Genomic DNA, 23,256 nt, shown 5'->3' with positions numbered 1-23,256 from the left:
TGGAATAAATATGATAATTTTGTATATGTAAGGCAGATACATAATAATTACAAATAAGGCGTTTGGGAGGAGATGTTGGAGATGGATTGGAAATCTTTATACACTACTTGGGCAGGGTACCAGAATTTAAATGGGGAATTACGTGTCCTCCTTGAGGAAATGCAGCGGGATGAAGCACAACTCGAAGATGCCTTTTATAAAAATTTAGAGTTTGGAACAGGCGGAATGCGTGGGGAAATCGGAGCGGGAACGAACCGGATGAATCTTTATACTGTAAGGAAGGCAACGGTTGGATTGGCTCAATATATCTCTTCGTTTGGGGAAGAAGCAAAAGGAAGAGGGGCTGTGATTGCTTATGATTCGAGACATAAGTCCCCGGAATTTGCACTCGAAGCGGCTAAGACCTTGGCTACATTTGGGGTGAAGGCTTATTTATTCGATGAATTGCGTCCAACTCCAGAATTGTCATTTGCGGTTCGCGAGCTGAATGCTTTTGCTGGAATCGTCATCACGGCGAGCCACAATCCGCCTGAATATAATGGTTACAAGGTTTATGGGTCAGATGGGGCACAATTGCCGCCGGAAGCAGCGGATCAGGTGATCGGCTATGTGAATGCCATTGAAAGTGAGCTTGAAATTCAGGTTGAAGAAGCTGAAGTCCTTAAAGGGCAGGGCCTCATCGAAATGATTGGGGAGGAATTGGACGCTGCCTATAATCGTGAGCTGCTGACGGTTCCTGAGAATCCGCAGCTTGCCGAGGAAATAGATGTGTCAATCGTTTTTACGCCGCTTCATGGAACGGCAAATAAATCCGTCAGGCGGGCACTTCAAAGCTTAGGATATCAAAATTTGCATATCGTTAAGGAACAGGAATTGCCGGATCCGGATTTTTCGACAGTTCAGTCTCCAAATCCAGAGGAACCAGCTGCATTTGAAATGGCCATTGAGCTTGGAAACAAGGTGGAGGCAGACTTATTGATAGCAACGGATCCAGATGCCGATCGGCTTGGAATTGCCGTTAAAAACGAGATGGGTCAATATGTTGTCCTGACTGGAAATCAAACAGGTGCACTTTTCCTGGACTATTTACTGTCCCAGAAAAAAGAGAAAGGAAAGATTCCCCAAAATGGAGTAGTCTTAAAAACCATCGTCACTTCGGAAATCGGTCGGACGATTGCCGAGTCATATGGCTTGAAGACAGTTGATGTACTTACCGGGTTTAAGTTCATCGCCGAGAAAATAAATCAGTATCATGAAAGCGGGGAAAGTAGCTTTTTGTTCGGATATGAAGAAAGCTACGGTTATTTGATTAAAGACTTTGCACGTGACAAGGATGCCATTCAAGCTGCAGTGCTTGCTGTCGAGGTCTGTGCCCATTATAAAAAGCAGGGATTGACACTATATGAAGGGTTGCTGAATGTGTTTGAAAAGTACGGCTTTTACTTGGAAGGTTTGCGTTCATTGACTTTAAAGGGCATTGAGGGAGCGAAACAGATTCAAGGAATATTGAATCAATTCCGTCAAAATCCACCTTCCCGAATAGCTGGCATTCCGGTAGTCATTGAAGAAGATTACCAAAGCAGCAAGAAGCGGACATTACTTTCAAATGATGAAGAATTGATCGAGCTTCCGAAATCAAATGTATTAAAGTATTTCCTTGAGGATGGTACATGGGTTTGCCTGCGCCCTTCAGGCACCGAACCGAAAATTAAATTCTATTTCGGTGTCCAAGGTAAATCAATGCAAGAAGCTGAGTCCAAGTTATCTGGAGTCATGGAAGATTTCATGAGCAAGATTGAAGCATTGGTTTAAATGAATGAAAGCTAAACGAAAGACTTCTTCGGTCTTTCGTTTTTTTTGATTTTTAGTTGAATGAAAAATCAAAATTCTAGGAAATTCCGTTTCGGTTTTGGTATACTGTATTGGCGACTGATCTCGGAAACATCGGGAATAATGGAGGTTTAATTCATGAAATTAGTAATCATTAATGGTTCACCACGTAAACAAGGGCGTACAGGGATTGCCTCACGCTACATATCCAAGAAATACGGGGCGGAACTTATTGATTTAAGCAATAGCGAAATCCCTTTATATTCAGGTGAAGGTGAGCAATATCAATTGGAAGTGATTCAAGGGCTCAGGAAAAGCATCGAGGAAGCTGATGGCGTAATTCTGGCCTCTCCGGAATATCATGGTTCCATGAGCGGAGCCTTGAAAAATGCCTTGGATTTTTTAAGCAGTGAACAATTCACGCATAAACCTGTCGCCCTATTGGCTGTCTCCGGGGGAGGAAAAGGCGGGATCAATGCCTTGAATTCCATGAGGACAGTGGGTCGAAGCCTTTATGCAAATGTGATTGCCAAACAATTGGTTCTGGATCCGCATTGCTTCGATTACGAAAATGATGGTTTATTTGAAGAGTCTGCGGTACTTGTTGAAGGTATGATCGAAGAGCTTAAAATGTATTCAACTGCATATGCTACAATGAAAAAATGATGAAATGAGGGTCAGGTATTCAATACCTGACCCTTCCTTGTTTTTATAGGGTTTCACCAGCCAAAGTTATATCCCCGATATTTAATCCTCTTGTATAAATTTTCCCGATTTGCAAAAACTATAGTTGATTTTAGCTTGGAAGTTCACTTAAATAATCACTTGTTTTTTCTGCCGCATGATCCAGATAACGAAGCAGTGCATACAGCTGGGATTGAACGATTTGATAATCATGCTCAAACCTGTAAGCGTGCAAGAAATGTTCTATTTTTTTCGAAAGAAAGTGATCTTTCGTTCGAACCATCAATACTAACAAGCTGTCCCAATCAGAACGGTGTGTGTGAAACAATGCCTGATCATAATCCGCAATCCTCATGTTCTTCTCCCCCTTAATAAGGAGCTATTTGTATTTTGTTCAGATCTGACAGAACATTTCCTTACAATAAGTGGCGATGTATTTGGACCGCGGTTGTTGCTTTTTACCTGAATAAAAATAAAAGGTGAGTACATGAGAAAAATAATGGTAATTGGAATATTGGTGCTTCTTTTTTTCCCTGAACCATCCCTGGCAGCAGAAGTGTATTCCCCTGAACAGATGGAAATGGATTTGCAAGGAATCCAAAAGCAGTATGAATTGGACGCTCGAATAATCGGACAAACTGAAAAGGGGAAAAATATAAAGGCAGTCAAGTTAGGGAAAGGGAAAAAATCGATTTTGCTGGTGGGATCACATCATGGACGGGAATGGCTCAGTTCCATACTTTTAATGCGTATGCTTGAAGGGTATGCAGCCGCCTATCGAGCGGGCAATCCTATTGGAGAATTTCCGTCGGAATCATTGGATGAAGTGAGCATCTGGTTCATCCCGATGCTTAATCCAGATGGCGTGAGCATCCAGCAAGGAGATTTATCCAATTTAAATGTTCTTGAAAAGACTGCAGTATGGAAAATGAACCGATATAGCAAGAATTGGTCCAGGTGGAAAGCCAACGCTAAAGGCATTGATTTGAATAGGCAATATCCGGCTGGATGGAAGGAAGTAATGAGTCGTGAAACAAAACCGACGTATCAATTTTATAAAGGCCGACAACCACTGGAAGCAGCCGAAGTAAAAGCGCTTACGGATTTCACGAAGGAGATCGATCCCCTTATTGCTGTTTCCTATCATACCTCAGGAAGGGAAATCTTTTGGCATTACAAAAATAAACGGAAAAATATGGTGAGGGATTATGGGATTGCCAAAAAGACTGCCGAAATGACGGGATATGAACTGACCTTTCCGGAGAAAGAAGCGGTAGGAAGCGGGTTTACTGATTGGTTCATAACTGAATTCAGCCGCCCGGGAATGACGATCGAACTTAGTTATTTAGTGGATGAAACCAATCCGCCGTTGACTGTGTTTCCTGAGGAATGGAAGAGGAATCGATTAGTTGGCATCATGCTTGTAAAAGAAGCGGAGCAGCTGCATAACAACTGAACATTTTTACATAATAATACTAAGCGGAAAGTATGAGGAGGAAAAGATTTTGAAAAAAGTCATCGTGATGCTAATGGGGATTTTTTTGATCATACAAGCAGGATCCATTTCAGCACAGGCCCAAAAACCCGATTATGAAAAATACGGAAAGATTGCGATTACGGTTGTGCAGGCAGATTATCCTGAAGTTGAGATTACTGACTACGAATATAAAGGCAGAAAAACTGTAGCGAAAAACCTCGTCGAAGACGATTTCAGATTTTTGGTCGAGGATAAAGGTCAGGACTTCAATGTCATCGTTACCGTACAACATGATTTGAAAAATGAAAAATTACTTAGTTTGAAAGTTACAGAGCAAAAAGGAAAGTGAGATCAGGACAAACCGAAATTCCAGGTAGGCATCTTACCGAACATCTTCACCTCGAGAAGGTGTTTTTTTCTGATTTCTTTTAAAAGTTGTCCGGAAAAGGGGATATCGGAATCGTTGTTATTCCAATACGGTCAGCTGCCATGAAGTTTTCATTGCATTTATGGGCAGCTAACCAGTATAGTTAGTATCAGATTGAAACAATAAGCTTGATTGTAGGGGTATTAGAAAATGAGAAAGTTTAAGAAAGTTTATGTGGAAATTACGAATATATGTAATTTGAAGTGTAATTTTTGCCCAAGTTCCAGCTTGCAAAGGACCCTTAAATTCATGGATCCCGAAGGGTTTACGGATGTTATCAAGAAAATCAAACCACACACCGATCATATTTATTTTCATCTGATGGGTGAACCGTTTTTAAATAAAAATTTGGGAACATTCCTGGATATCAGTGCTGAAAATGACCTGAAGGTTAATATTACAACGAATGGTACTTTGATTCAAAAGGTCAAAGACAAGCTGCTCTCCAAAAAAGCCCTCCGGCAGGTGAATATTTCACTTCATAGCTTTGAGGCAAACGATACGACCAATAGTCTTGACTCTTATGTCAGTAATATTGCCGATTTTATAAATGAAGCAAATGAAAAAAGTGAAGTGATTTGTGCCATTCGTTTATGGAATATGGATACGGCTGAATTAAAAGCGAGTAATGGCCTGAACGATGATATTCTGAGCATGCTGGAGGAGAAGCTTTCATTGGACATTCGCTTAAGTGAAGCTCTTCAGCAAAAGAATAATATTAAGTTAAGGGACCGGGTTTATATAAACATGGCCGAAAAATTCGAGTGGCCGGAATTGGACCGTGACATTATCGATGAAAATATTTTCTGCTATGCTCTTAGAGATCAGTTAGGTATCTTGGTGGATGGTACAGTCGTACCTTGTTGTTTGGATAGTGAAGGGAAAATACCGCTTGGAAATATATTCGAAACATCACTTGAAGACATTTTAAATGGTGAACGGGCTAAAAATATGTATGATGGTTTCTCAAGAAGATGTGCAGTTGAAGAATTATGTAAACGATGTGGCTACGCAAAGCGTCATAAAAAATAAATGAAGGAAAATTACGGAGTTCACCTTCGTGGTTTCAGACTGTAGACAAACTCGATGGAAAATCAGTTTGCCTGCAGTTTTTTTATTGGAAAAGTTCAGGTGATTGCAGAATTCCGCTCCCTTTCCGCCGATTGTCTGCCAAGCCGCATCAAAGCAAGCGTCTGTGGGGTCTCGGCTAGCCGGTAAATTCGGCAGGAGCGTCTCAAATTTCTTCAATCCAACGAGATTAGGCAGTAAAAAACATGAAAGATAATCAAGTTTATTTTTATCTTGGTTCAGGGGAAACAATCCGAAACTCCTTTTGTCGAAAAATTGATGGAACCCCCAGACTGTAGACGAATTGGAGAAGAGCCAGTTTTCCTACAATATTTCTTTTGAAAAAAGTTACAGTTGATTGGAACGGAAGGTACGAGACTCCTGAGGGAAAAGCGTGTCGAGGGACACCACACAGTCGCAAGGACCGCCCGCGGAAAGCGAGTGCCTGGAGTGGAAATCATTACACATACCCTTTTTCAGAAATCCGCTCGCTTTTCGCCGACTGAAAAACCATCCTCGTACTCCGAACCCCATCTTATTTCGCCAAACTAAATCCATGGAGTCCATCTCTGTTTTTTGTGCTTGAAGGACATTGTCACCATCTCATTATGAAAATTCAGAATATTATTGTTTTATTAAAAGGACCGTGATAAAATACTCACTATTATTAATGAAGTTAATACTTCATATTGTCATATAAAAAGTATTGGATTCATATCTTGCATCAGAGGGGATGTTTTATGGATTTACAGCAAAAAGTTAAAGAAGTATTCCCTGGTTTATCTACTGGTCAAAAAAAGGTAGCAAAATACTTGTTGGTGCATTCACATACATTTGCAGTCACTTCAGCTCAAAAGCTTGGAAAAGAGATTGGTGTGAGTGAAACGACCATCATCCGCTTTTGCTATTCATTGGGGCTAAGCGGATATGCAGAGCTTCAAAACCTTATTCGAAATCAGTTGATATATGAGAGCAGCAGTTTGAATGAATATCATTCTTCAAAACTTGAAGCCGCGAGTCAGCCAAACTTCATGGCTCAAGTGATGGGGCAGGATATCATCAGCATCGAAAAGACCATGAAAAATTTATCAAATGAAGATTTCACCAAAACAGTCGATAAATTGACGGCAGCTGACAATGTTTTGATTTCCGGACACCGTTTATCATTTTCGGCAGCACATTGGTTAACCTTTACGCTAAGGCTTGTTAGGGAAGAGGTCCATTTATATCGGCCTGATACTGATGATATATTTTTACTGTTGGATAAAATGACTGAAAATTCCGTTTTTGTCGCCATTTCATTTCACCGCTATGTTAAAGAGACTGTGAAAATAACGGAAATGGCCAAAAAAGCGGGTGCATTTGTAATTGGGATTACGGATTCCGAACTGGCTCCGATTACGGAATACACTGACATTTTATTGCCCATTTCAACACCAAGGACTTCTACGATCGATACGGCGCCAGTGTTATTTTCATTATTGAATAGTTTAGTAGCTGGTGTATCGATTAAGGATGAACAAGGATTCAAAGAAAGAAAAGCTATATATGATGCGTTCAATCAAGACGATTATTTCTTTTGAGATAAAACATCCATCGGTTGGTGAACATGCCGATTAAATAAGGGGGAGACAGAAATGGATATCACACAAACTATCGAAAAATTAAGGCCGCGTATACTCGATATTTTTGACCATTTACACGCAAATCCAGAAACGAGTTGGAATGAGGTGAATACGACAGCTTTCATTTCAAATATTTTAACGGGCAATCAGTGTACGGTGAAAACATTCGAGGACTGTACAGGCGTGGTTGGCGAAATCGGGGATGGGGATTTCACGGTGGGATTACGATCGGATATCGATGCACTTTGGCAGGAGGTGCAAGGGACGTTTCAAGCCAATCATTCCTGTGGACACGATGGTCATATGACCTTGGCACTTGGAGTATTCCTTGTATTGAAGGAAATGGGCTTTCGCCCAAGAGGCAAGCTTAAATTCATTTTCCAACCTGCTGAAGAGAAAGGTACGGGCGCCTTGAAGATGATTGAAGAAAAAGTATTGGATAATGTCGATTTCCTTTATGGAGTGCACCTAAGACCGGTTGAGGAAGTGAAAGATGGGCAAGCGGCGCCAGCCATTGTCCATGGAGCCGCTCAGTTCATTAAAGGTGAAATAGCGGGAACTGATGCGCATGGAGCCAGACCGCATCAAGGGCAGAATGCCATCGAGATAGGAGCGGCATTCATCACTTTGTTAAATGGAATCCATCTCAATCCGTCCATCCCTTATTCCGTAAAAATGACGCAGTTTTTTGCTGGCGGCGAAAGTTCCAATATCATCCCGGGGAGAGCCACTTTTTCATTGGATTTACGGGCACAGGATAATGCAGTGATGAAAGAGCTCACCAAAAAGGTGGAAAAGGTTGCAGAATCTTTGGCCATTGTCCATGGAGTCGAAGTGAAACTCGAACCGGGAACCTGTGTTGCTGCAGCAACCGTGAACGATCAAGCCCAGGAAATAATGTCTGAAGCGATAGCCGATACACTTGGAGAGGAAAATTTGGTAGCGCCTGTCATTACAACAGGAGGGGAGGATTTTCATTTTTATACGTTGAAAAGACCTGAACTCAAAGCGACGATGCTTGGATTGGGCTGTGATTTGGCACCAGGGCTCCATCATCCGAACATGACATTCAACAAAGAAGCTTTGTTATCGGGAATTGAAATCCTGGCCAAAGCCATCATACTCACTTTCGAGAAATATGGAGGGGAGGGCCACTTACATGACTGAAGAATTCATCATAAAATCCCTATCCGGACTAGAGGATCTACAAGAAGTGCAGCGGCTGGAAGCCCTTGTATGGGGCATGGATTGCGTTCCCATCCATCAGACGATTACAGCTGTCAAAAACGGCGGGCTTGTATTAGGCGGCTATATCAATGGCCAGTTAGTCGGGTTTCAATACAGTTTCCCGGGATTCAAGGACGGAAGGGGATATCTTTGTTCACATATGTTAGCCATCCATCCGGCCCATCAAAAGAAGGGCTACGGCAGATTACTTAAACTTGCACAAAAAGAAGAAGCACTTAAAAAGGGCTACGACTTGATCAAATGGACATATGATCCATTGGAAAGTGTGAATGCAAACTTGAATATCGGTAAGCTAAAAGCTGTTTGCTCTACATATATGGAAGATTGTTATGGAAATATGAAGGATACCCTCAATGAAGGACTTTCCACTGATCGATTCATGGTGGAATGGAATATACGGCAGGAAGCAAAGGAAGAGACTCCGCTTCCTGATAAAGCCATACACATCGTAACGACAGGAATGAATGACCAAGGCTTTCCTTACATCAAGGATTATCATTTCGAAACCAATGCCGAGGTGATCGCCATCCCCATTCCGACGGATATTCAACAAATCAAAAAATCTGATCTTCGCCTTGCGATTGATTGGCGGTTAAAAACCGGTGAATTATTCAAAGCTCTTTTTGCCAAAGGATATGTTGCAGCCGGGATCGAACGGGAACAAGGTGAAAACATTCAAAACTATTTATTAAAAAAACAAGAATAAGAGGGGAATCGGGATGAAAATAACGGAAGTGCGTTTACGTCATTTAAATATGGATTTGGTAGCTCCCTTTACAACAAGCTTTGGAACGTTTGTGGATAAGGAGTTCATTCTTGTGGAAGTGAAAAATGGAAAGGGACTTTCAGGCTGGGCTGAATCTGTGGCATTTTCAGCACCTTGGTATAACGAAGAAACGATAAAAACCAATTGGACCATGCTGGAGGATTTCCTGATTCCGCTTGTATTGGATAAAGAAATAGAGCATCCTCGTGATGTATCGGATATGTTCTCGCATATCCGTAAAAATAATATGGCAAAATCGGCAATCGAGGGAGCCATCTGGGATTTATACGCAAAAGAAAAGAATATCCCTTTAAGTATGGCTTTAGGCGGGGAGCTGGAAAAAATCGATGTTGGGATCAGTATCGGCATCCAAAAAACGGTACCTGAATTACTGGCAAAGATAGAAGCTGGATTGAAGGATGGGTATAAAAGAATCAAAATGAAAATTCAACCAGGTTGGGATGTAGACGTAATCAGGGAGGTGCGCAATCGATATCCCGATATCCCGATCATGGCAGATGCAAACTCCGCTTACCGGCTGAAAGACATTGAATTACTCAAACAACTTGATCAATTTGATTTAATGATGATCGAGCAGCCTTTGTCATCGGATGATATTGTCGATCATGCCACATTACAAGCGGAAATCAAAACACCGATTTGCTTGGATGAAAGTATACATTCCGTCGAAGATGCGAGAAAAGCCCTTGAATTGGGAAGCTGTAAAATCATTAATATTAAAATTGGCAGGGTTGGCGGTTTAACGGAAGCTATGAAAATACATGAATTATGTAAAGAAAGGAATGTACCGGTTTGGTGCGGAGGCATGTTGGAATCTGGTGTGGGGCGTGCCCATAATATCGCATTGACAACACTTGATAACTTCACGATGCCTGGTGATACGGCAGCATCCGCGAATTATTGGCATAAAGACATCATCCAACCAGAGGTTACAGTGAATGATGGGGTCATAACCGTTCCAAAAGCGGCAGGCATTGGCTATGAAGTCGATTACACAGCGGTCGATGAATTCACTTCCTATAGTAAAAGATATACAAATTAATAAGAGTTGGAATTAAAGGACCTCCCGGCTTCATGGGCAATTGCCCGTTAACTTGAAGCTGGGAGGATAACGATGAAAGGAAAGATATTCTTATAACCAAAATTTTCAGAATAATCATATAATTAGGGTGGTATTTAATATGAAAAACAGTATTAATCTTGCAGGAGCATATATTGGAATCATCATTGGAGCAGGTTTCGCTTCAGGACAAGAAGTGTTACAGTTCTTCACGAGTTTTGGAATCTACAGTGTATTGGGAATTGTGGTGGCGACAGTTTTATTCGCGTTTTTGGGCATGCAAGTTACCCAGTTGGGGAGCACTCTCCAGACACGTTCCCATAAAAGCATCATCGATCATATTTGCGGCCGCTATATAGGCAGGGTGGTCGATATTATCATCACATTTTTCTTGTTTGGCGTTACAGTCATCATGATTGCCGGCTCCGGAACGATTTTTGAGGAACAATTCGGGATTCCAAGCATAGTCGGTGCAATCGTCATGACGGTGCTCACGATCGGTACGCTTTTACTTAATGTTAATAAAATAATGTCCATCATTAGTGCCGTTACACCGTTTTTATTCGTTATCATGATCATTATTTCAGGTTATTCATTTTTCACATCCAATCTAAGTTTCAATCAAATCATTTCATCTTCAAGTAAAGGAACGGCTGCAACCGGAAATTGGTTGATGGGTTCATTACTTTATGTTTCATATAATATGACTGCCGGAATTGCCATGCTGGCCGTAATGGGCGGGACCTTCAAGAATAAGAAACAGGCTGGAATGGGAGGAATCCTGGGAGGTATCGGATTGGGGATCCTGTTATTTTTGATCAATTTGGGGATGATGTCCGACTTGAAGGGCATAGAAGGCTCTGGTATGCCTACCCTTCATTTAGCGAATCAGATTTCTCCATGGTTGGGATATATCCTATCAATCATCCTTTTAGGAATGATTTATAATACAGCTGTCGGGATGCTGTATGCATTCACTGCCAGGCTGGTGCCTGCGGAAACGAAACGATTTAAATTATCCGTGATTATAGTCGGGATTCTCGCCTTCCTTGCAAGTTTCGTTGGCTTTATTAATTTGGTTGGGACAGTATACCCAATCACAGGATACTTAGGTTTTGTCATCATTGCAGCGCTCATCATTTCCTGGATCCGTTCAAAAATGAAAAAAGAGGCTGTGAATCCGGAATTAGCGAAATTTTAATATCAAAGAGATTGAGTGCAGAACTGCATAAAACATTTGGCCTGACATCTTCTTCATGGAGGTGTTTTTTTTTCTGTTATCGAGGACCTTTACTCATGATCACGGCATTTTTCCTCCTTTTTTTCATACATTAGTTTAAAGGCGGAAGACAAGGGGGATATCGGATGAATGAAGCGGAGCAAAAGGCTCTGGAATATGCCATTAGTGAAATTACAGAAATAGCAACGGGGTTCGGGTTGGATTTTTACCCGATGCGCTATGAAATTTGCCCTTCAGAAATCATTTATACATTTGGTGCCTACGGGATGCCGACCCGTTTTTCTCATTGGAGCTTTGGAAAGCAATTTCATAAAATGAAGCTGCAGTATGACTTTGGATTAAGTAAAATCTATGAACTGGTCATTAACTCTGATCCTTGTTACGCTTTTCTGCTGGACTCCAATTCACTTGTACAAAATAAATTGATTGTTGCCCACGTTTTGGCGCATTGTGACTTCTTTAAGAATAATATACGTTTCAATAATACCAAGAGGGATATGGTAGAAAGTATGTCGGCAACGGCAGAAAGAATCCGTGAATATGAAATCCTGCATGGCAAAAAGGAAGTGGAAACCTTCCTGGATGCACTTTTAGCCATTGAAGAACATATCGATCCGTCGCTGATGAGACCGAAGCTTGCCTGGACGATGGAAGATGAGGAAGAAGAAGAGGAAATAAAACCGACAGCCACACAATACGATGATTTATGGAATCTTGATAATAAGGATAAACCGCAGAAATCCAACATTAAAAAAAGAAAGAAATTCCCGCCAAGGCCAGAAAAGGATATTATGCTTTTCATAGAACAGTACAGCAGGGATTTAACCGATTGGCAGCGGGATATCATGACGATGATCAGGGAAGAGATGCTGTATTTCTGGCCGCAGCTGGAAACGAAAATCATGAACGAAGGCTGGGCATCCTACTGGCATCAGCGCATTATCCGTGAATTGGATCTATCCTCAGGGGAAGCCATTGAATTCGCGAAACTGAACGCAGGTGTCGTGCAGCCTTCACGGACCAGCATCAATCCTTATTATCTTGGATTGAAAGTGCTTGAAGATATTGAAGAACGCTATGATAATCCGACCGAAGAAATGATCAGGCTCGGCGTCAAGCCAGGATCTGGCCGGGAAAAGATGTTCGAGGTCAGGGAAATCGAATCGGATATTTCCTTTCTCCGCAATTATTTGACGAAGGACCTGGTCATGCGGGAGGATATGTACCTATTCCAAAAGCAGGGCAAGGATTATAAAGTCGTCGATAAGGCATGGGAACATGTTCGTGATCAACTCGTGAGCATGAGGGTTAACGGAGGTTTCCCTTATATCACAGTTAACGATGGGGACTTCATGCGTAATGGGGAACTTTATCTAAAACATTGGTATGAAGATATTGAGCTGGATCTGAAATATCTCGAAAAAGTCATGCCATATATCCATCAGCTTTGGGGCCGCTCCGTGCATATGGAATCAGTCATAGAAGGAAAAGAAGTCCTGTTTTCCTATGATGGAAAAGGCATTCACCGTAAATATTTATAAAGCTGAAAACTGCCGGTCATTCGGCAGTTTTCTTGTTTCAAGCACTGTTATTCGTATAGTGATCCTGTAAAAAAACAAAATATTTGCAATTTGCAACTATTGATGTTATAAATCAACTAAGAATATTAAAAAAATCATTTGGCAAACGAAAGGAGAATGGTATGTTATGATCATTCGTGAAGCGATTGAAGCAGACTTGGACTCGGTCAAAGATATATACAATCAGGGGATTGAGGATAGAATTGCCACGTTGGAAACGGAAACGAAGGATCAAGTTTACATGGAGGAATGGTTTGCCAAGCATATCGGGCGATATAAGCTGATTGTCGCCGAGCAAGATGGGGAAATTGTCGGTTGGGCTTCCTTGAATCAATATAACAGCCGTATTGCTTATAAAGGGGTTGCCGATTTATCCGTATATATCTCGAGAGATCATCGAGGAAAAGGGATTGGCGGTTTATTGCTGCAATCCATCGAAAAGCACGCAAAAGAAAATGACTTCAATAAGATTGTGTTATTCACTTTTCCCTTTAACCAGATTGGGCAAGGATTGTACAGAAAACGGGGGTATAGAGAAGTGGGAGTGTTTAAGAACCAGGGAATATTAGACGGTGAATTTGTCGATGTGATGGCTATGGAGAAATTACTGTAAACAATTAGGGGGTAGGAGTATTATGACAGTGAACCATTCAAGCGTATTGTCTGTCAGTTATTTTGATGCCTATTTCAAGCTTGTTTTAGCATCGCGTGAACCTGTGGCGGATAATGCAAAGAAATACATCGAAAAGAATTTTTTCAAAGGAGAAGCGTGCTATTACGGCGAGGAAACTCACCGAAATTTATGACGGCTTTTAACAAGCTAAAAGGATAAATAAAAAATAATTGAATCAAATAGTTGCAAAATGCAAATAATTAGCGTATAAATAAAGCGAGGTGAAAGTAATGGAAAATGAAAACCTTAGAGGTCTCTTCCAACTCTTGACAAGACGGTTTGGATTATTGAATAAAAATTGCTGTAGCGCTGATGGAATTGAAATTTCACTCGTTCAAAGCCATATCCTGTATGAAATACATCGACAAAACAAAGCTTCCATCCAGCAAATTGCAGAAACCCTGGGAACGGACATTACGACGTTCAGCCGACAAATCCAATCCCTGATAAAATTGAATTTGGTCACAAAAACGCAAGATGCTGAAGATCGGAGAATTTCCATCCTTTCTTTGACCGAAGAAGGAATGAAGGTCAATCAAACCATCGATCAGCAAATGAATGATTACTTGAATGAGGTCTTCAAGACGATGAATGAGTTTGAAAAGGAATCCGTCGTGCGTTCCCTGAAATTGCTTAATGATAAAATGCTGAAGTCTTCGGTATGTTGTACTACTCCTTGGGGGTAGTATAATTTTTCGACAATACTTGCAATTTACAACTTTTTTAAAGAATGATAATATAGGAGGGAATAATAATGGGTCAATTTGATAAAAGTGCTTTACCCGTAGCCATTATAGGTGGGGGTCCTGTGGGGCTGGCTGCTGCCGCTCATTTACTAAAAAAAGGGGAGAAGTTTATCGTATTGGAAGCGGGGGATTCCGTTGGTTCGAGTATGTTGGAATGGGGACACGTTCGAATGTTTTCTCCGTGGAAATATAACATCGATCAAGCAGCAAAGGAATTACTGGAGAACGCTGGATGGACAGCACCTGACGAAAATGCTTTGCCAACAGGTCGCGAACTGGTGGAAGAGTACCTTCTTCCGCTGAGTAATCTTCCAGAAATAAAAGAACAGATCATCTTACAGGCAAAAGTAGTTGGCGTTGCCAAAAAGGCTCACGATAAATTAAAAACAGGAAAACGGGACAATGTTCCCTTTCAACTATATGTAGAAGGGAATGGTGACACAACAGTCATTGAAGCTAAAGCTATCATTGATTCATCAGGTACTTGGACCAATCCAAACCCAATCCTTTCAAATGGTATTTGGACGAATGCCGAGAGAAAATTACACAATCAAATTTACTATGGCATTCCTAACGTCGAACAACTGGAAAACAGATATCAAAATAAATCCACCGTGGTGATCGGAAGCGGTCATTCGGCCATAAATGCTCTATTGGATCTGGCCACTTTACAGCAAAAATTTACGGATACAAAGATTTACTGGGCTCTTCGTAAAAAACAGATTAATGAAGTGTACGGAGGACAAGAAAACGACGGCTTGGCGGCTCGTGGAGAATTGGGCATAAGAATTCAGCAATTAGTGGAGTCTGGACGAATCCATATTCTAACTCCCTTTCATATTACCGGAGTGTATCCAACAAACGGTCAAATCACTGTGGTGGGAGAGTTAGACGGGGAAGAATTCACACTCGGTGATATCGATGAAATCGTTGTGAGTACAGGTTTTAGACCCGATACATCCTTTTTAAATGAAGTAAGGATAAACCTTGATTCAGCTGTGGAAAGCATAGAAGCGCTTGCTCCGCTAATTGATCCCAATATTCATAGCTGTGGAACTGTGCGGCCGCATGGTGAACAAGAATTACGACACCCTGAAAAGAACTTCTACATTGTTGGCATGAAGAGTTATGGAAGAGCACCTACATTCTTACTGGCGACAGGCTACGAACAAGTCCGTTCCGTGGTGGCATATCTGACAGGGGATGTGGAGGGAGCAAAAGAAGTACAGTTGGAACTCCCTGAAACAGGAGTTTGCAGTGTGAATCTGGCTATTAATTCCTGCGATTCTGGTACTCCAGCAACTGAAGTGAAGGATGGTTCTTGCTGTGGCAATCCTGTTCCAGTGAGGTTGGAAATCAAAAATAATTCTTGTTGCGAATAAAACAGAAGACCAGTCTAATGCAGACTGGTCTTTTCTTATACAAGAAGAAATGATAAAACATGATTAATGGCAGTGTCACTTTATCCATATTTAAATTGTCATATTATCATTAAAACGTTGATAGCAAAATTAATTTTCTAAGTATCTATATAAGGTGGATTTACTAATCCCTGTTTCGTTTTTAATTTCAGCTAGACTATACTTTTTACTTTGGTACATAATAATGGCACGCTTTACATTTTCATCGGGTTTTCTAGGTCTCCCTGTCGTAATTCCTTTTTGTTTTGCCTCGGATAATCCTTTTTTTGTTTTTTCGCTGATCACATCACTTTGAAATTCTAAAAGGTGTTTGACGATATCATAAAATGGATATCCAGAATGATGCTGTGTGTCAATATCCTCTTTAAGTGAGTGGAGAAAAGCTCCTTTACCATTAATTATTTCTAATAATTCAACCAAATGCCGTGTAGAGTCTGCTAAAGCAAATAGATTAGTCACGACTATTTTATCTCCTCGATCGAGGGTGTTCATCATGTTATCAAGTTGTGTTCTTCTTTTAGCGGATGAATGTTCCTCAGATACGATTGTTTCACAATGTAATTTCATTAAAATAGTTCGTTGAATATTACAATCAAGGTCATCTTCATTTGGTCTTATATATCCAATTAACATTAAGACTCTCCCTTACTTTTCTACGTTTCTTTCATCATACCATAATATTTATCCATTTAAAAAAAGTCCTAAAAATGTTCCATTTTGGGAATGTTGATGTTAGACTAGGTTTATTAAATTCGAATTCAACTTGTATACAGTATGAGTGAGAAAATAAAAAGACATGAGGTGTAAAGAAGTGGTCGAAAAAATAAAACAAGAATGGTTTTCTAATGTTAGAGCGGATATCCTTGCGGGGGTTGTTGTTGCTTTAGCCTTAATTCCAGAGGCAATCGCCTTTTCCATCATTGCTGGAGTAGATCCAATGGTCGGATTATATGCATCATTTTGTATTGCTGTGATCATTGCCTTTGTAGGTGGGCGCCCAGGAATGATTTCAGCTGCAACAGGTGCCATGGCATTACTAATGGTTCCATTGGTGAAGGAACACGGATTGAATTACTTATTGGCAGCAACGATATTAACAGGTGTAATCCAGGTGATTTTCGGAGTATTTAAAATAGCAAGGTTCATGAAATTCATTCCAAGGGCTGTCATGATTGGCTTTGTCAATTCATTAGCCATTCTCATCTTTATGGCTCAAGTCCCGCATTTTCTTGGCATATCCTCGCTAACATACATTTTCGTAGCCATTACGTTGGTAATTGTCTATGTATTTCCGAGGTTTATTAAATCGATTCCTGCACCATTGATAGCCATTATTGTTTTAACAACTATTTCAATCTTTTCAGATGCGGAATTACGAACAGTTGGAGACTTAGGTGCAATCACACAATCATTGCCCTCTTTTTTCATTCCTGACGTACCATTTTCTTTTGAAACCCTAAAAATTATCTTTCCTTACTCAATCGCATTAGCTATTGTGGGCTTATTAGAGTCCTTATTAACAGCTTCCATCGTTGATGATATGACAGGAACGGAAAGTAAAAAGAACAAAGAATCCAGAGGACAAGGGATTGCCAATATCATTACTGGACTTTTTGGAGGTATGGCGGGTTGTGCCATGATTGGACAATCTGTAATCAACGTGAAATCAGGTGGGCGTGGAAGACTTTCTACCCTTACTGCTGGCTTGTTTTTAATCTTTTTAATTATTGTTTTGGGAGATCTAGTTGTACAAATTCCAATGCCCGTTCTCGTTGGTATCATGATTATGGTGTCCATTGGAACATTCGACTGGTCTTCGTTTACCTATTTAGTAAAAGCACCAAAGAGTGATGCAGTAGTCATGTTGGTAACCGTCATAATCGTAGTGGCAACGCATGATTTGTCAAAAGGCGTTATTGCAGGGGTTATTTTAAGCGCCATATTCTTTGTAGCAAAAATTTCAACCATAAAAGTAAAAGAACGACTTAATGATTCAGATAAAATCTTTGAGGTTGAAGGTCAATTGTTTTTTGCATCTGTTGAAGGATTTGTAGAGTCCTTTAATTTTAGCGTCCAAAATACAAATATCATAATTGATTTTTCTAATGCACATATTTGGGATGATTCAGCCGTAGGAGCCATCGACAAAGTGGTCTTAAAATATCGTGAGAATAATAATAATGTAACCATTAAAGGGTTAGATTCAGCTAGTAAAAGGTTAGTGGAAAAGTTAGCTATATATAATCAAACCAATCCTAAATTATCATCACATTAATTTAAGAAAAGGAGCAAAAATATGTATAGAAACATTTTATTAGCGGTAGATGGGTCGGAACATTCAGTGCGGGCAACGGAAGAAGCAGTTAAGATTGCTTCTTTGATTGAAAATTGTACCATTGAATTGGTTTATGTAGTTGACTTTTCTAAGGCAAAGGACGAAGTTCTTCATTCGTTTGGAAAAGAAGAATTAGAACTTTCCCGACGAAAGAAACTTTTGCCTATTGAAGAACGGTTGAAAACCAATAATGTGTCATACACTTTTAAGGTTTTACGAGGAGAACCAGGTCCAACCATCGTCGAATATGCAAATAAAGGACCTTTTGATTTAGTGATAATTGGCAGCCGTGGTCTGAACTCTTTACAAGAAATGGTATTGGGAAGTGTAAGTCATAAAGTGGTGAAAAGAGTTAAATGTCCAGCTCTTATAGTGAAGTAATTGATACCAGGTGCTTATAAAGTTCCATTAATATAATGTAATTTCTTGATTAAGAAGGCTCCCGTTCTTTGGAAGGAGCCTTCTTATTTATTTTATAGGGGTGTAATGAAAAGATTTTCAGAATATCAGAAAAAAGGGATAGAGGAAGAGTATGCTCAATATTCCGTTAATTTTTGTTGAATATTTAATCCTTGATTAAATAAGAATATGCTTATACAATGATATTGAATAACCACATAAGCATTTGATTATATGTTCGATTCGGCTAGGAGGGATAACATGCAAACGAATGAAGCGTTGGATATAGAAGCTACGGCAAACGTTCTTAAACTTTTAGGTGATAAAACACGTTTGACGATGGTGAAAATTATGTCTGAACATGAATGTTGTGTCTGTGAATTTGTAGACCTGTTTGATATGAGCCAACCTGCTATTAGCCAACATTTACGAAAGTTGAAAGATAGCGGAATTGTGAATGAAGCGAGAAGGGGACAATGGATATTTTACTCGTTAAATCAAACATCCTCGTATTACTCATTTATTCAAACGGTTATCAAGGATTTGCCAAGTCAAGCATTTAAAGTAGAAGAATTAACTGCACAAGGAAAACGAATTTGTTGTGACTGACGAGGAGGAGAACATAATTGGGTACAGTTATATTAGCTAGTAGCATCTTTTTGCTGACGTTGACATTCGTCATCTGGCAACCCAAGGGATTGTCAATCGGCTGGTCAGCATGTGGGGGGGCGGTACTTGCCTTACTCGTTGGGGTTGTTGACTTCAAGGATGTAATAACCGTTACGGGTATTGTATGGAACGCGACGTTGGCGTTCATTGCTATTATTATTATCTCCCTTATATTAGATGAGATTGGATTTTTTGAATGGGCAGCCCTGCATATGGCTAGAGCGGCCAAGGGAAATGGAGTAAGGATGTTTGTGTATGTGAGCATTCTCGGAGCCTTAGTCGCTGCGTTCTTCGCAAACGACGGAGCCGCTCTTATCCTTACACCGATTGTATTGGCAATGGTTCGGAACCTGAAGTTGGAAGAGCGAATGATCTTCCCATTTATCATCGCGAGTGGGTTTATTGCGGACACTACATCCTTACCGCTTGTGGTAAGTAATCTGGTCAACATTGTTTCTGCTGACTTTTTTGATATCGGGTTTATTGAATTCGCCTCTAGAATGATCGTTCCCAACCTATTTTCATTAGCAGCAAGCATCCTGGTATTATATTTGTACTTTAAAAAGAGCATTCCGAAGAATTATGATATGGCTCAATTGAAGAAGCCAGTCGATGCCATTCGGGATGTGAAAATGTTTCGCCTGTCTGGGATTGTTTTAGGTGTTCTGTTGGTAGGCTATTTTATCAGTGAATTTTTGAACATTCCTGTATCCATCATTGCAGGTGTTATCGCCATATTCTTCTTGTTTATGGCAAGACGAAGTCCAGCTGTAAATACCAAGACCGTTTTAAAAGGCGCACCATGGGCGATTGTGTTTTTCTCCATTGGAATGTATGTCGTGGTGTATGGATTGAGAAACGTTGGATTGACGAACATTTTAGCTGACCTTATCCAAGTGACGGCCGATCAAGGATTATTCGCTGCTACTATCGGGATGGGATTCATCGCAGCTATTCTTTCATCACTTATGAATAACATGCCGACGGTCATGATAGACGCTCTTGCAATTGATAGTACCAATACAACTGGTGCGATTAGGGAAGCCCTTATTTATGCAAATGTCATCGGTTCGGACTTGGGACCGAAAATTACACCGATTGGTTCTTTAGCTACGTTATTGTGGCTGCATGTCCTTTCACTAAAAGGCGTGAAAATCTCATGGGGAACCTACTTTAAAACGGGTATCATCTTAACCATCCCAACATTGTTCATCACATTGGTTGGCTTATATATATGGTTGCTCATTATTCATTAAACACATCTTTTTACTCAAAGGAGAGAAACAACATGGCTAAAAAAACACTTTACTTCTTATGTACAGGTAACTCGTGTAGAAGTCAAATGGCTGAAGCATGGGGGAAGAAATATCTAGGAGACGAATGGCAAGTCCTAAGTGCAGGAATTGAAGCACATGGCTTGAATCCGAATGCCGTTAAAGCGATGAACGAGGTTGGAATGGATATTACCAATCAAACTTCCGATATCATTGACCCTGACATATTGAATAATGCCGATTTTGTGGTCACATTATGTGGCGATGCGGCAGACAAATGTCCAATGACGCCACCGAATGTGAGACGTGAACATTGGGGCTTTGATGACCCTGCAAGAGCGGAAGGAACAGATGAAGAAAAATGGGCTACCTTCCAACGTGTTCGTGATGAAATCGGAGAAAGAATCGAACGTTTCTCTAAAACGGGCGTATAAATAAAACTGAAAAGCCGAGTAATCACTCGGCTTTCCTTTTATCCAAGGCATAAGTAAATGATTATATGTGAAGGGGAGTTGAGCAAGTGATGAAAGTTGAAATCTTTGATCCTGCGATGTGTTGTTCAACGGGGGTATGTGGACCGAGTGTTGATCCTGAATTAACAAGGGTGGCATCTGCTGTTTATTCTTTAGAAAAGAAAGGGTTCGATATCAAACGTTATCAATTAACCAATGATCCTGCTAAGTTCGCAGACAACCCTGAGATTAATAAAGCTTTACATGAAAAAGGACCTGACGTCTTGCCAATTATTTTAGTCAATAATCAGATTGTAAAAGAGGGAAGTTATCCAACGAACGAAGAGTTTGGAGAATGGTTTGAAGTAAAACCTGAAGAGTTAAATGAAAAGCCAAAAGCTCGTCTTTCCATTGATCTAAATCAACTGAAATAAGAAAGAAAGAAGGGGAAAAAGCATGTTTCAATCTTTCAATCCGAAGAATGTCATTCAAACACCCTTTTTATTTTTAACGGGAAAAGGTGGGGTAGGAAAAACATCGACAGCCAGTGCCACCGCCGTTGCATTAGCCGATAGTGGGAAAAAGGTGTTGCTCATTAGCACAGACCCAGCTTCCAACTTACAAGATGTATTTGGAATAGCGTTAACCAATTCACCCATAGCCGTACCTGGTGTTGAAAATTTATATGCCAGTAATTTAGATCCTGAGGCATCAGCGAAAGCATATCGTGACAAGGTTGTGGGTCCATATAAAGGAATCCTTCCTGACTCTGTTGTTGCCACCATGGAAGAACAATTATCAGGAGCATGTACGGTGGAGATTGCTGCATTTGATGAATTTTCCAATTTGCTGACTAATGTTGACATAGTCAATCAGTATGACCATATTATCTTTGACACCGCTCCAACTGGGCATACGTTAAGGCTTTTACAGCTTCCGACGGCATGGAGTGGATTCCTGGAAGAAAGCACACACGGTGCGTCATGCTTAGGTCCTTTATCAGGGTTGGCGGACAAAAAAGATCTCTATTCTAAAACCGTAGAGGTCCTTTCCAATCCAAGTAAAACCACATTAATCCTGGTAACAAGACCTGATGATTCATCCCTTTTTGAAGCGGGCCGTGCTTCAAAAGAACTCAAAGAGATTGGCGTTAAAAACCAAATACTTATCGTGAATGGGCTTCTTCAGACACACCTTGAAGAGGATGAAGTGTCATCAGCCTTTTATCACCGACAACGAAACGCGTTGCAGCACATACCAGAACATTTAAAACAGATCGCTGTTTACTCGTTACCGTTTGTTTCTTTTTCCTTAACAGGGATAGACAATTTACGATATTTATTTAAACAGTACACGATCCCATCAAAGATGGTGACATATGAAGATGACACAGCGAATCTTCCAAGATTGAATGAAATGATCACTGATTTCTCATTAAATAATACAAAGCTTATTTTCACAATGGGCAAAGGTGGAGTGGGGAAAACAACGGTGGCTTCCGCGATTGCCGTTGGTTTAGTTGAGAAGGGGCACCGTGTACACTTAACGACAACAGATCCCGCGGGGCACTTGAATTACCAATTCGAAAATGATCAATTCAACCAAAACTTAACGATTAGCAGCATTAATCCAAAAGAAGAAGTCGAAAAATACAAAGCAGATGTCTTAAAGAACGCAGGCCAAGATTTAGATGAAGAAGGACTCGCTTATTTAGAGGAAGATCTTAATTCACCTTGTACGGAGGAAATAGCCGTATTCCGAGCCTTTGCTGAAGTGGTCGCTAAATCAGAAGATGAAATGGTCGTTATTGACACGGCACCAACGGGACACACGTTGTTATTATTGGATGCTGCACAGTCTTATAGTAAAGAGATTGCGAAGTCAACGGGTGAAGTCCCTGAGAGTGTAACAAAATTACTTCCTCAAATTAGGAATGCAGAAGAAACTGCCGTCGTGATCGTCACACTTGCCGAAGCCACACCCGTGTTAGAAGCATCCCGATTACAAGATGATTTAAGAAGGGCGAATATCAATCCACAGTGGTGGGTGATTAATCAGAGTCTATATGCTACAAATACGGTTGACCCTGTATTAAGCGGGAAAGCAGTGTCAGAAAAGGAATGGATTCATGAAGTTAAAGAAAAGTCATCTGAGAAATGTGTAATCATCCCTTGGATGCATGAGGAAAAGATTGGGTATGAAAAGCTAAAAGATTACATTAACTGATTGATAAGTTGTACATTACTAGAGTAAGTCACTTT

24 protein-coding genes are annotated in these 23,256 nt (G+C 40.5%); 22 read left to right on the top strand and 2 right to left on the bottom strand.

The genetic code is table 11. The features are described 5' to 3' along the window. The first annotated feature begins 81 nt into the window (after nucleotides 1–81). Nucleotides 82–1,812: a phospho-sugar mutase gene (locus ACFX4H_RS10750; protein WP_034315070.1), complete on the top strand. Its 1,731-nt coding sequence runs from the start codon at nucleotides 82–84 to the stop codon at nucleotides 1,810–1,812. A 156-nt stretch (nucleotides 1,813–1,968) separates the two neighbouring features. Next, the gene (locus ACFX4H_RS10745; protein WP_241636938.1) at nucleotides 1,969–2,496 is read left to right on the top strand and encodes an NADPH-dependent FMN reductase; all 528 of its coding nucleotides are present in this window, start codon (nucleotides 1,969–1,971) and stop codon (nucleotides 2,494–2,496) included. 130 nt (nucleotides 2,497–2,626) lie between these two features. Here ACFX4H_RS10745 and ACFX4H_RS10740 read toward each other — a convergent pair whose 3' ends face one another. Beyond that, nucleotides 2,627–2,869 carry a YhdB family protein gene (locus ACFX4H_RS10740; protein ID WP_048689737.1) on the bottom strand — a complete coding sequence of 81 codons (243 nt, stop codon included), beginning with the start codon at nucleotides 2,867–2,869 and terminating at the stop codon, nucleotides 2,627–2,629. A gap of 132 nt (nucleotides 2,870–3,001) precedes the next feature. On the opposite strand from ACFX4H_RS10740, the gene ACFX4H_RS10735 reads away from it, so the two are divergent. The 13 genes from ACFX4H_RS10735 to ACFX4H_RS10675 all read left to right on the top strand — a co-directional run bounded on the left by ACFX4H_RS10735 (nucleotide 3,002) and on the right by ACFX4H_RS10675 (nucleotide 15,827). Next, nucleotides 3,002–3,970 carry a M14 family zinc carboxypeptidase gene (locus ACFX4H_RS10735; RefSeq protein ID WP_241636936.1) on the top strand — a complete coding sequence of 323 codons (969 nt, stop codon included), beginning with the start codon at nucleotides 3,002–3,004 and terminating at the stop codon, nucleotides 3,968–3,970. Nucleotides 3,971–4,019: 49 nt separating this feature from the next. Further along, complete coding sequence (locus ACFX4H_RS10730; RefSeq protein ID WP_034315058.1) at nucleotides 4,020–4,340, top strand: DUF3889 domain-containing protein; 321 nt, start codon at nucleotides 4,020–4,022, stop codon at nucleotides 4,338–4,340. A 228-nt stretch (nucleotides 4,341–4,568) separates the two neighbouring features. Beyond that, on the top strand, nucleotides 4,569–5,450 hold the full coding sequence (locus ACFX4H_RS10725; RefSeq protein WP_034315057.1) for a radical SAM/SPASM domain-containing protein: 882 nt from the start codon (nucleotides 4,569–4,571) through the stop codon (nucleotides 5,448–5,450). Nucleotides 5,451–6,226: 776 nt separating this feature from the next. Next, a complete protein-coding gene (locus ACFX4H_RS10720) occupies nucleotides 6,227–7,069 on the top strand; it encodes a MurR/RpiR family transcriptional regulator (protein ID WP_377435176.1) in 843 nt (280 codons plus the stop codon). A gap of 60 nt (nucleotides 7,070–7,129) precedes the next feature. Beyond that, entirely contained in the window at nucleotides 7,130–8,278 is a 1,149-nt protein-coding gene (locus ACFX4H_RS10715; RefSeq protein ID WP_063592660.1) for a M20 peptidase aminoacylase family protein, read from the top strand. Further along, nucleotides 8,271–9,065, top strand: a complete 795-nt coding sequence (locus ACFX4H_RS10710) for a GNAT family N-acetyltransferase (RefSeq protein WP_034315050.1) — start codon at nucleotides 8,271–8,273, stop codon at nucleotides 9,063–9,065. The genes ACFX4H_RS10715 and ACFX4H_RS10710 overlap by 8 nt, the downstream gene beginning before the upstream one ends. Before the next feature lie 13 nt (nucleotides 9,066–9,078). Next, entirely contained in the window at nucleotides 9,079–10,188 is a 1,110-nt protein-coding gene (gene menC / locus ACFX4H_RS10705) for an o-succinylbenzoate synthase (RefSeq protein WP_377435174.1), read from the top strand. 139 nt (nucleotides 10,189–10,327) lie between these two features. After that, on the top strand, nucleotides 10,328–11,407 hold the full coding sequence (locus tag ACFX4H_RS10700; RefSeq protein WP_377435172.1) for a YkvI family membrane protein: 1,080 nt from the start codon (nucleotides 10,328–10,330) through the stop codon (nucleotides 11,405–11,407). A gap of 164 nt (nucleotides 11,408–11,571) precedes the next feature. Further along, on the top strand, nucleotides 11,572–12,987 hold the full coding sequence (locus ACFX4H_RS10695) for a SpoVR family protein (RefSeq protein ID WP_202314832.1): 1,416 nt from the start codon (nucleotides 11,572–11,574) through the stop codon (nucleotides 12,985–12,987). A gap of 166 nt (nucleotides 12,988–13,153) precedes the next feature. Then, a complete protein-coding gene (locus ACFX4H_RS10690; RefSeq protein WP_377435170.1) occupies nucleotides 13,154–13,639 on the top strand; it encodes an arsinothricin resistance N-acetyltransferase ArsN1 family A in 486 nt (161 codons plus the stop codon). Between the two features lie 22 nt (nucleotides 13,640–13,661). Next, on the top strand, nucleotides 13,662–13,832 hold the full coding sequence (locus ACFX4H_RS10685) for a hypothetical protein (protein WP_377435169.1): 171 nt from the start codon (nucleotides 13,662–13,664) through the stop codon (nucleotides 13,830–13,832). A 97-nt stretch (nucleotides 13,833–13,929) separates the two neighbouring features. Further along, nucleotides 13,930–14,385, top strand: coding sequence for a MarR family winged helix-turn-helix transcriptional regulator (locus ACFX4H_RS10680; protein ID WP_057275664.1), 456 nt, complete (start codon nucleotides 13,930–13,932; stop codon nucleotides 14,383–14,385). Between the two features lie 68 nt (nucleotides 14,386–14,453). Further along, the gene (locus tag ACFX4H_RS10675) at nucleotides 14,454–15,827 is read left to right on the top strand and encodes an FAD-dependent oxidoreductase (RefSeq protein ID WP_377435167.1); all 1,374 of its coding nucleotides are present in this window, start codon (nucleotides 14,454–14,456) and stop codon (nucleotides 15,825–15,827) included. A gap of 129 nt (nucleotides 15,828–15,956) precedes the next feature. Here ACFX4H_RS10675 and ACFX4H_RS10670 read toward each other — a convergent pair whose 3' ends face one another. After that, on the bottom strand, nucleotides 15,957–16,499 hold the full coding sequence (locus tag ACFX4H_RS10670) for a recombinase family protein (RefSeq protein WP_377435165.1): 543 nt from the start codon (nucleotides 16,497–16,499) through the stop codon (nucleotides 15,957–15,959). A 178-nt stretch (nucleotides 16,500–16,677) separates the two neighbouring features. On the opposite strand from ACFX4H_RS10670, the gene ACFX4H_RS10665 reads away from it, so the two are divergent. The 7 genes from ACFX4H_RS10665 (at nucleotide 16,678) to arsA (ending at nucleotide 23,221) form a co-directional block, all read left to right on the top strand. Then, nucleotides 16,678–18,141 (top strand): SulP family inorganic anion transporter, encoded by a 1,464-nt coding sequence (locus ACFX4H_RS10665; RefSeq protein ID WP_377435164.1) that lies wholly within the window; start codon nucleotides 16,678–16,680, stop codon nucleotides 18,139–18,141. A gap of 21 nt (nucleotides 18,142–18,162) precedes the next feature. Next, a complete protein-coding gene (locus ACFX4H_RS10660; protein ID WP_377435162.1) occupies nucleotides 18,163–18,582 on the top strand; it encodes a universal stress protein in 420 nt (139 codons plus the stop codon). 279 nt (nucleotides 18,583–18,861) lie between these two features. Next, nucleotides 18,862–19,209, top strand: a complete 348-nt coding sequence (locus ACFX4H_RS10655; RefSeq protein ID WP_258833037.1) for an ArsR/SmtB family transcription factor — start codon at nucleotides 18,862–18,864, stop codon at nucleotides 19,207–19,209. 17 nt (nucleotides 19,210–19,226) lie between these two features. Further along, on the top strand, nucleotides 19,227–20,525 hold the full coding sequence (locus ACFX4H_RS10650; protein ID WP_377435160.1) for an arsenic transporter: 1,299 nt from the start codon (nucleotides 19,227–19,229) through the stop codon (nucleotides 20,523–20,525). Between the two features lie 32 nt (nucleotides 20,526–20,557). Continuing rightward, nucleotides 20,558–20,977, top strand: coding sequence for an arsenate reductase (thioredoxin) (gene arsC, locus ACFX4H_RS10645; protein ID WP_377435159.1), 420 nt, complete (start codon nucleotides 20,558–20,560; stop codon nucleotides 20,975–20,977). Nucleotides 20,978–21,063: 86 nt separating this feature from the next. Further along, nucleotides 21,064–21,429 (top strand): arsenite efflux transporter metallochaperone ArsD, encoded by a 366-nt coding sequence (gene arsD / locus ACFX4H_RS10640; RefSeq protein ID WP_134783030.1) that lies wholly within the window; start codon nucleotides 21,064–21,066, stop codon nucleotides 21,427–21,429. 22 nt (nucleotides 21,430–21,451) lie between these two features. Next, entirely contained in the window at nucleotides 21,452–23,221 is a 1,770-nt protein-coding gene (gene arsA / locus ACFX4H_RS10635) for an arsenical pump-driving ATPase (RefSeq protein ID WP_377435156.1), read from the top strand. Nucleotides 23,222–23,256: the final 35 nt, after the last annotated feature.

This window comes from Peribacillus sp. YIM B13477 (assembly GCF_042787955.1).
GTDB lineage: Bacteria > Bacillota > Bacilli > Bacillales > DSM-1321 > Peribacillus > Peribacillus frigoritolerans.
The sequence above is the reverse complement of the archived record's forward strand: the minus strand, read 5'-3'. Positions and strand labels throughout refer to the sequence as shown.

Coding starts and splice junctions, on each gene's coding strand:
- ACFX4H_RS10700 (WP_377435172.1), top strand. CDS start 10,328: ATGAAAAACAGTATTAATCTTGCAGGAGCATATATTGGAATCATCATT.
- ACFX4H_RS10710 (WP_034315050.1), top strand. CDS start 8,271: ATGACTGAAGAATTCATCATAAAATCCCTATCCGGACTAGAGGATCTA.
- arsC (WP_377435159.1), top strand. CDS start 20,558: ATGGCTAAAAAAACACTTTACTTCTTATGTACAGGTAACTCGTGTAGA.
- ACFX4H_RS10660 (WP_377435162.1), top strand. CDS start 18,163: ATGTATAGAAACATTTTATTAGCGGTAGATGGGTCGGAACATTCAGTG.
- ACFX4H_RS10685 (WP_377435169.1), top strand. CDS start 13,662: ATGACAGTGAACCATTCAAGCGTATTGTCTGTCAGTTATTTTGATGCC.
- arsA (WP_377435156.1), top strand. CDS start 21,452: ATGTTTCAATCTTTCAATCCGAAGAATGTCATTCAAACACCCTTTTTA.
- ACFX4H_RS10690 (WP_377435170.1), top strand. CDS start 13,154: ATGATCATTCGTGAAGCGATTGAAGCAGACTTGGACTCGGTCAAAGAT.
- ACFX4H_RS10655 (WP_258833037.1), top strand. CDS start 18,862: ATGCAAACGAATGAAGCGTTGGATATAGAAGCTACGGCAAACGTTCTT.
- ACFX4H_RS10720 (WP_377435176.1), top strand. CDS start 6,227: ATGGATTTACAGCAAAAAGTTAAAGAAGTATTCCCTGGTTTATCTACT.
- ACFX4H_RS10750 (WP_034315070.1), top strand. CDS start 82: ATGGATTGGAAATCTTTATACACTACTTGGGCAGGGTACCAGAATTTA.
- ACFX4H_RS10725 (WP_034315057.1), top strand. CDS start 4,569: ATGAGAAAGTTTAAGAAAGTTTATGTGGAAATTACGAATATATGTAAT.
- ACFX4H_RS10695 (WP_202314832.1), top strand. CDS start 11,572: ATGAATGAAGCGGAGCAAAAGGCTCTGGAATATGCCATTAGTGAAATT.
- ACFX4H_RS10680 (WP_057275664.1), top strand. CDS start 13,930: ATGGAAAATGAAAACCTTAGAGGTCTCTTCCAACTCTTGACAAGACGG.
- menC (WP_377435174.1), top strand. CDS start 9,079: ATGAAAATAACGGAAGTGCGTTTACGTCATTTAAATATGGATTTGGTA.
- ACFX4H_RS10740 (WP_048689737.1), bottom strand. CDS start 2,869: ATGAGGATTGCGGATTATGATCAGGCATTGTTTCACACACACCGTTCT.
- ACFX4H_RS10745 (WP_241636938.1), top strand. CDS start 1,969: ATGAAATTAGTAATCATTAATGGTTCACCACGTAAACAAGGGCGTACA.
- ACFX4H_RS10735 (WP_241636936.1), top strand. CDS start 3,002: ATGAGAAAAATAATGGTAATTGGAATATTGGTGCTTCTTTTTTTCCCT.
- ACFX4H_RS10670 (WP_377435165.1), bottom strand. CDS start 16,499: ATGTTAATTGGATATATAAGACCAAATGAAGATGACCTTGATTGTAAT.
- ACFX4H_RS10675 (WP_377435167.1), top strand. CDS start 14,454: ATGGGTCAATTTGATAAAAGTGCTTTACCCGTAGCCATTATAGGTGGG.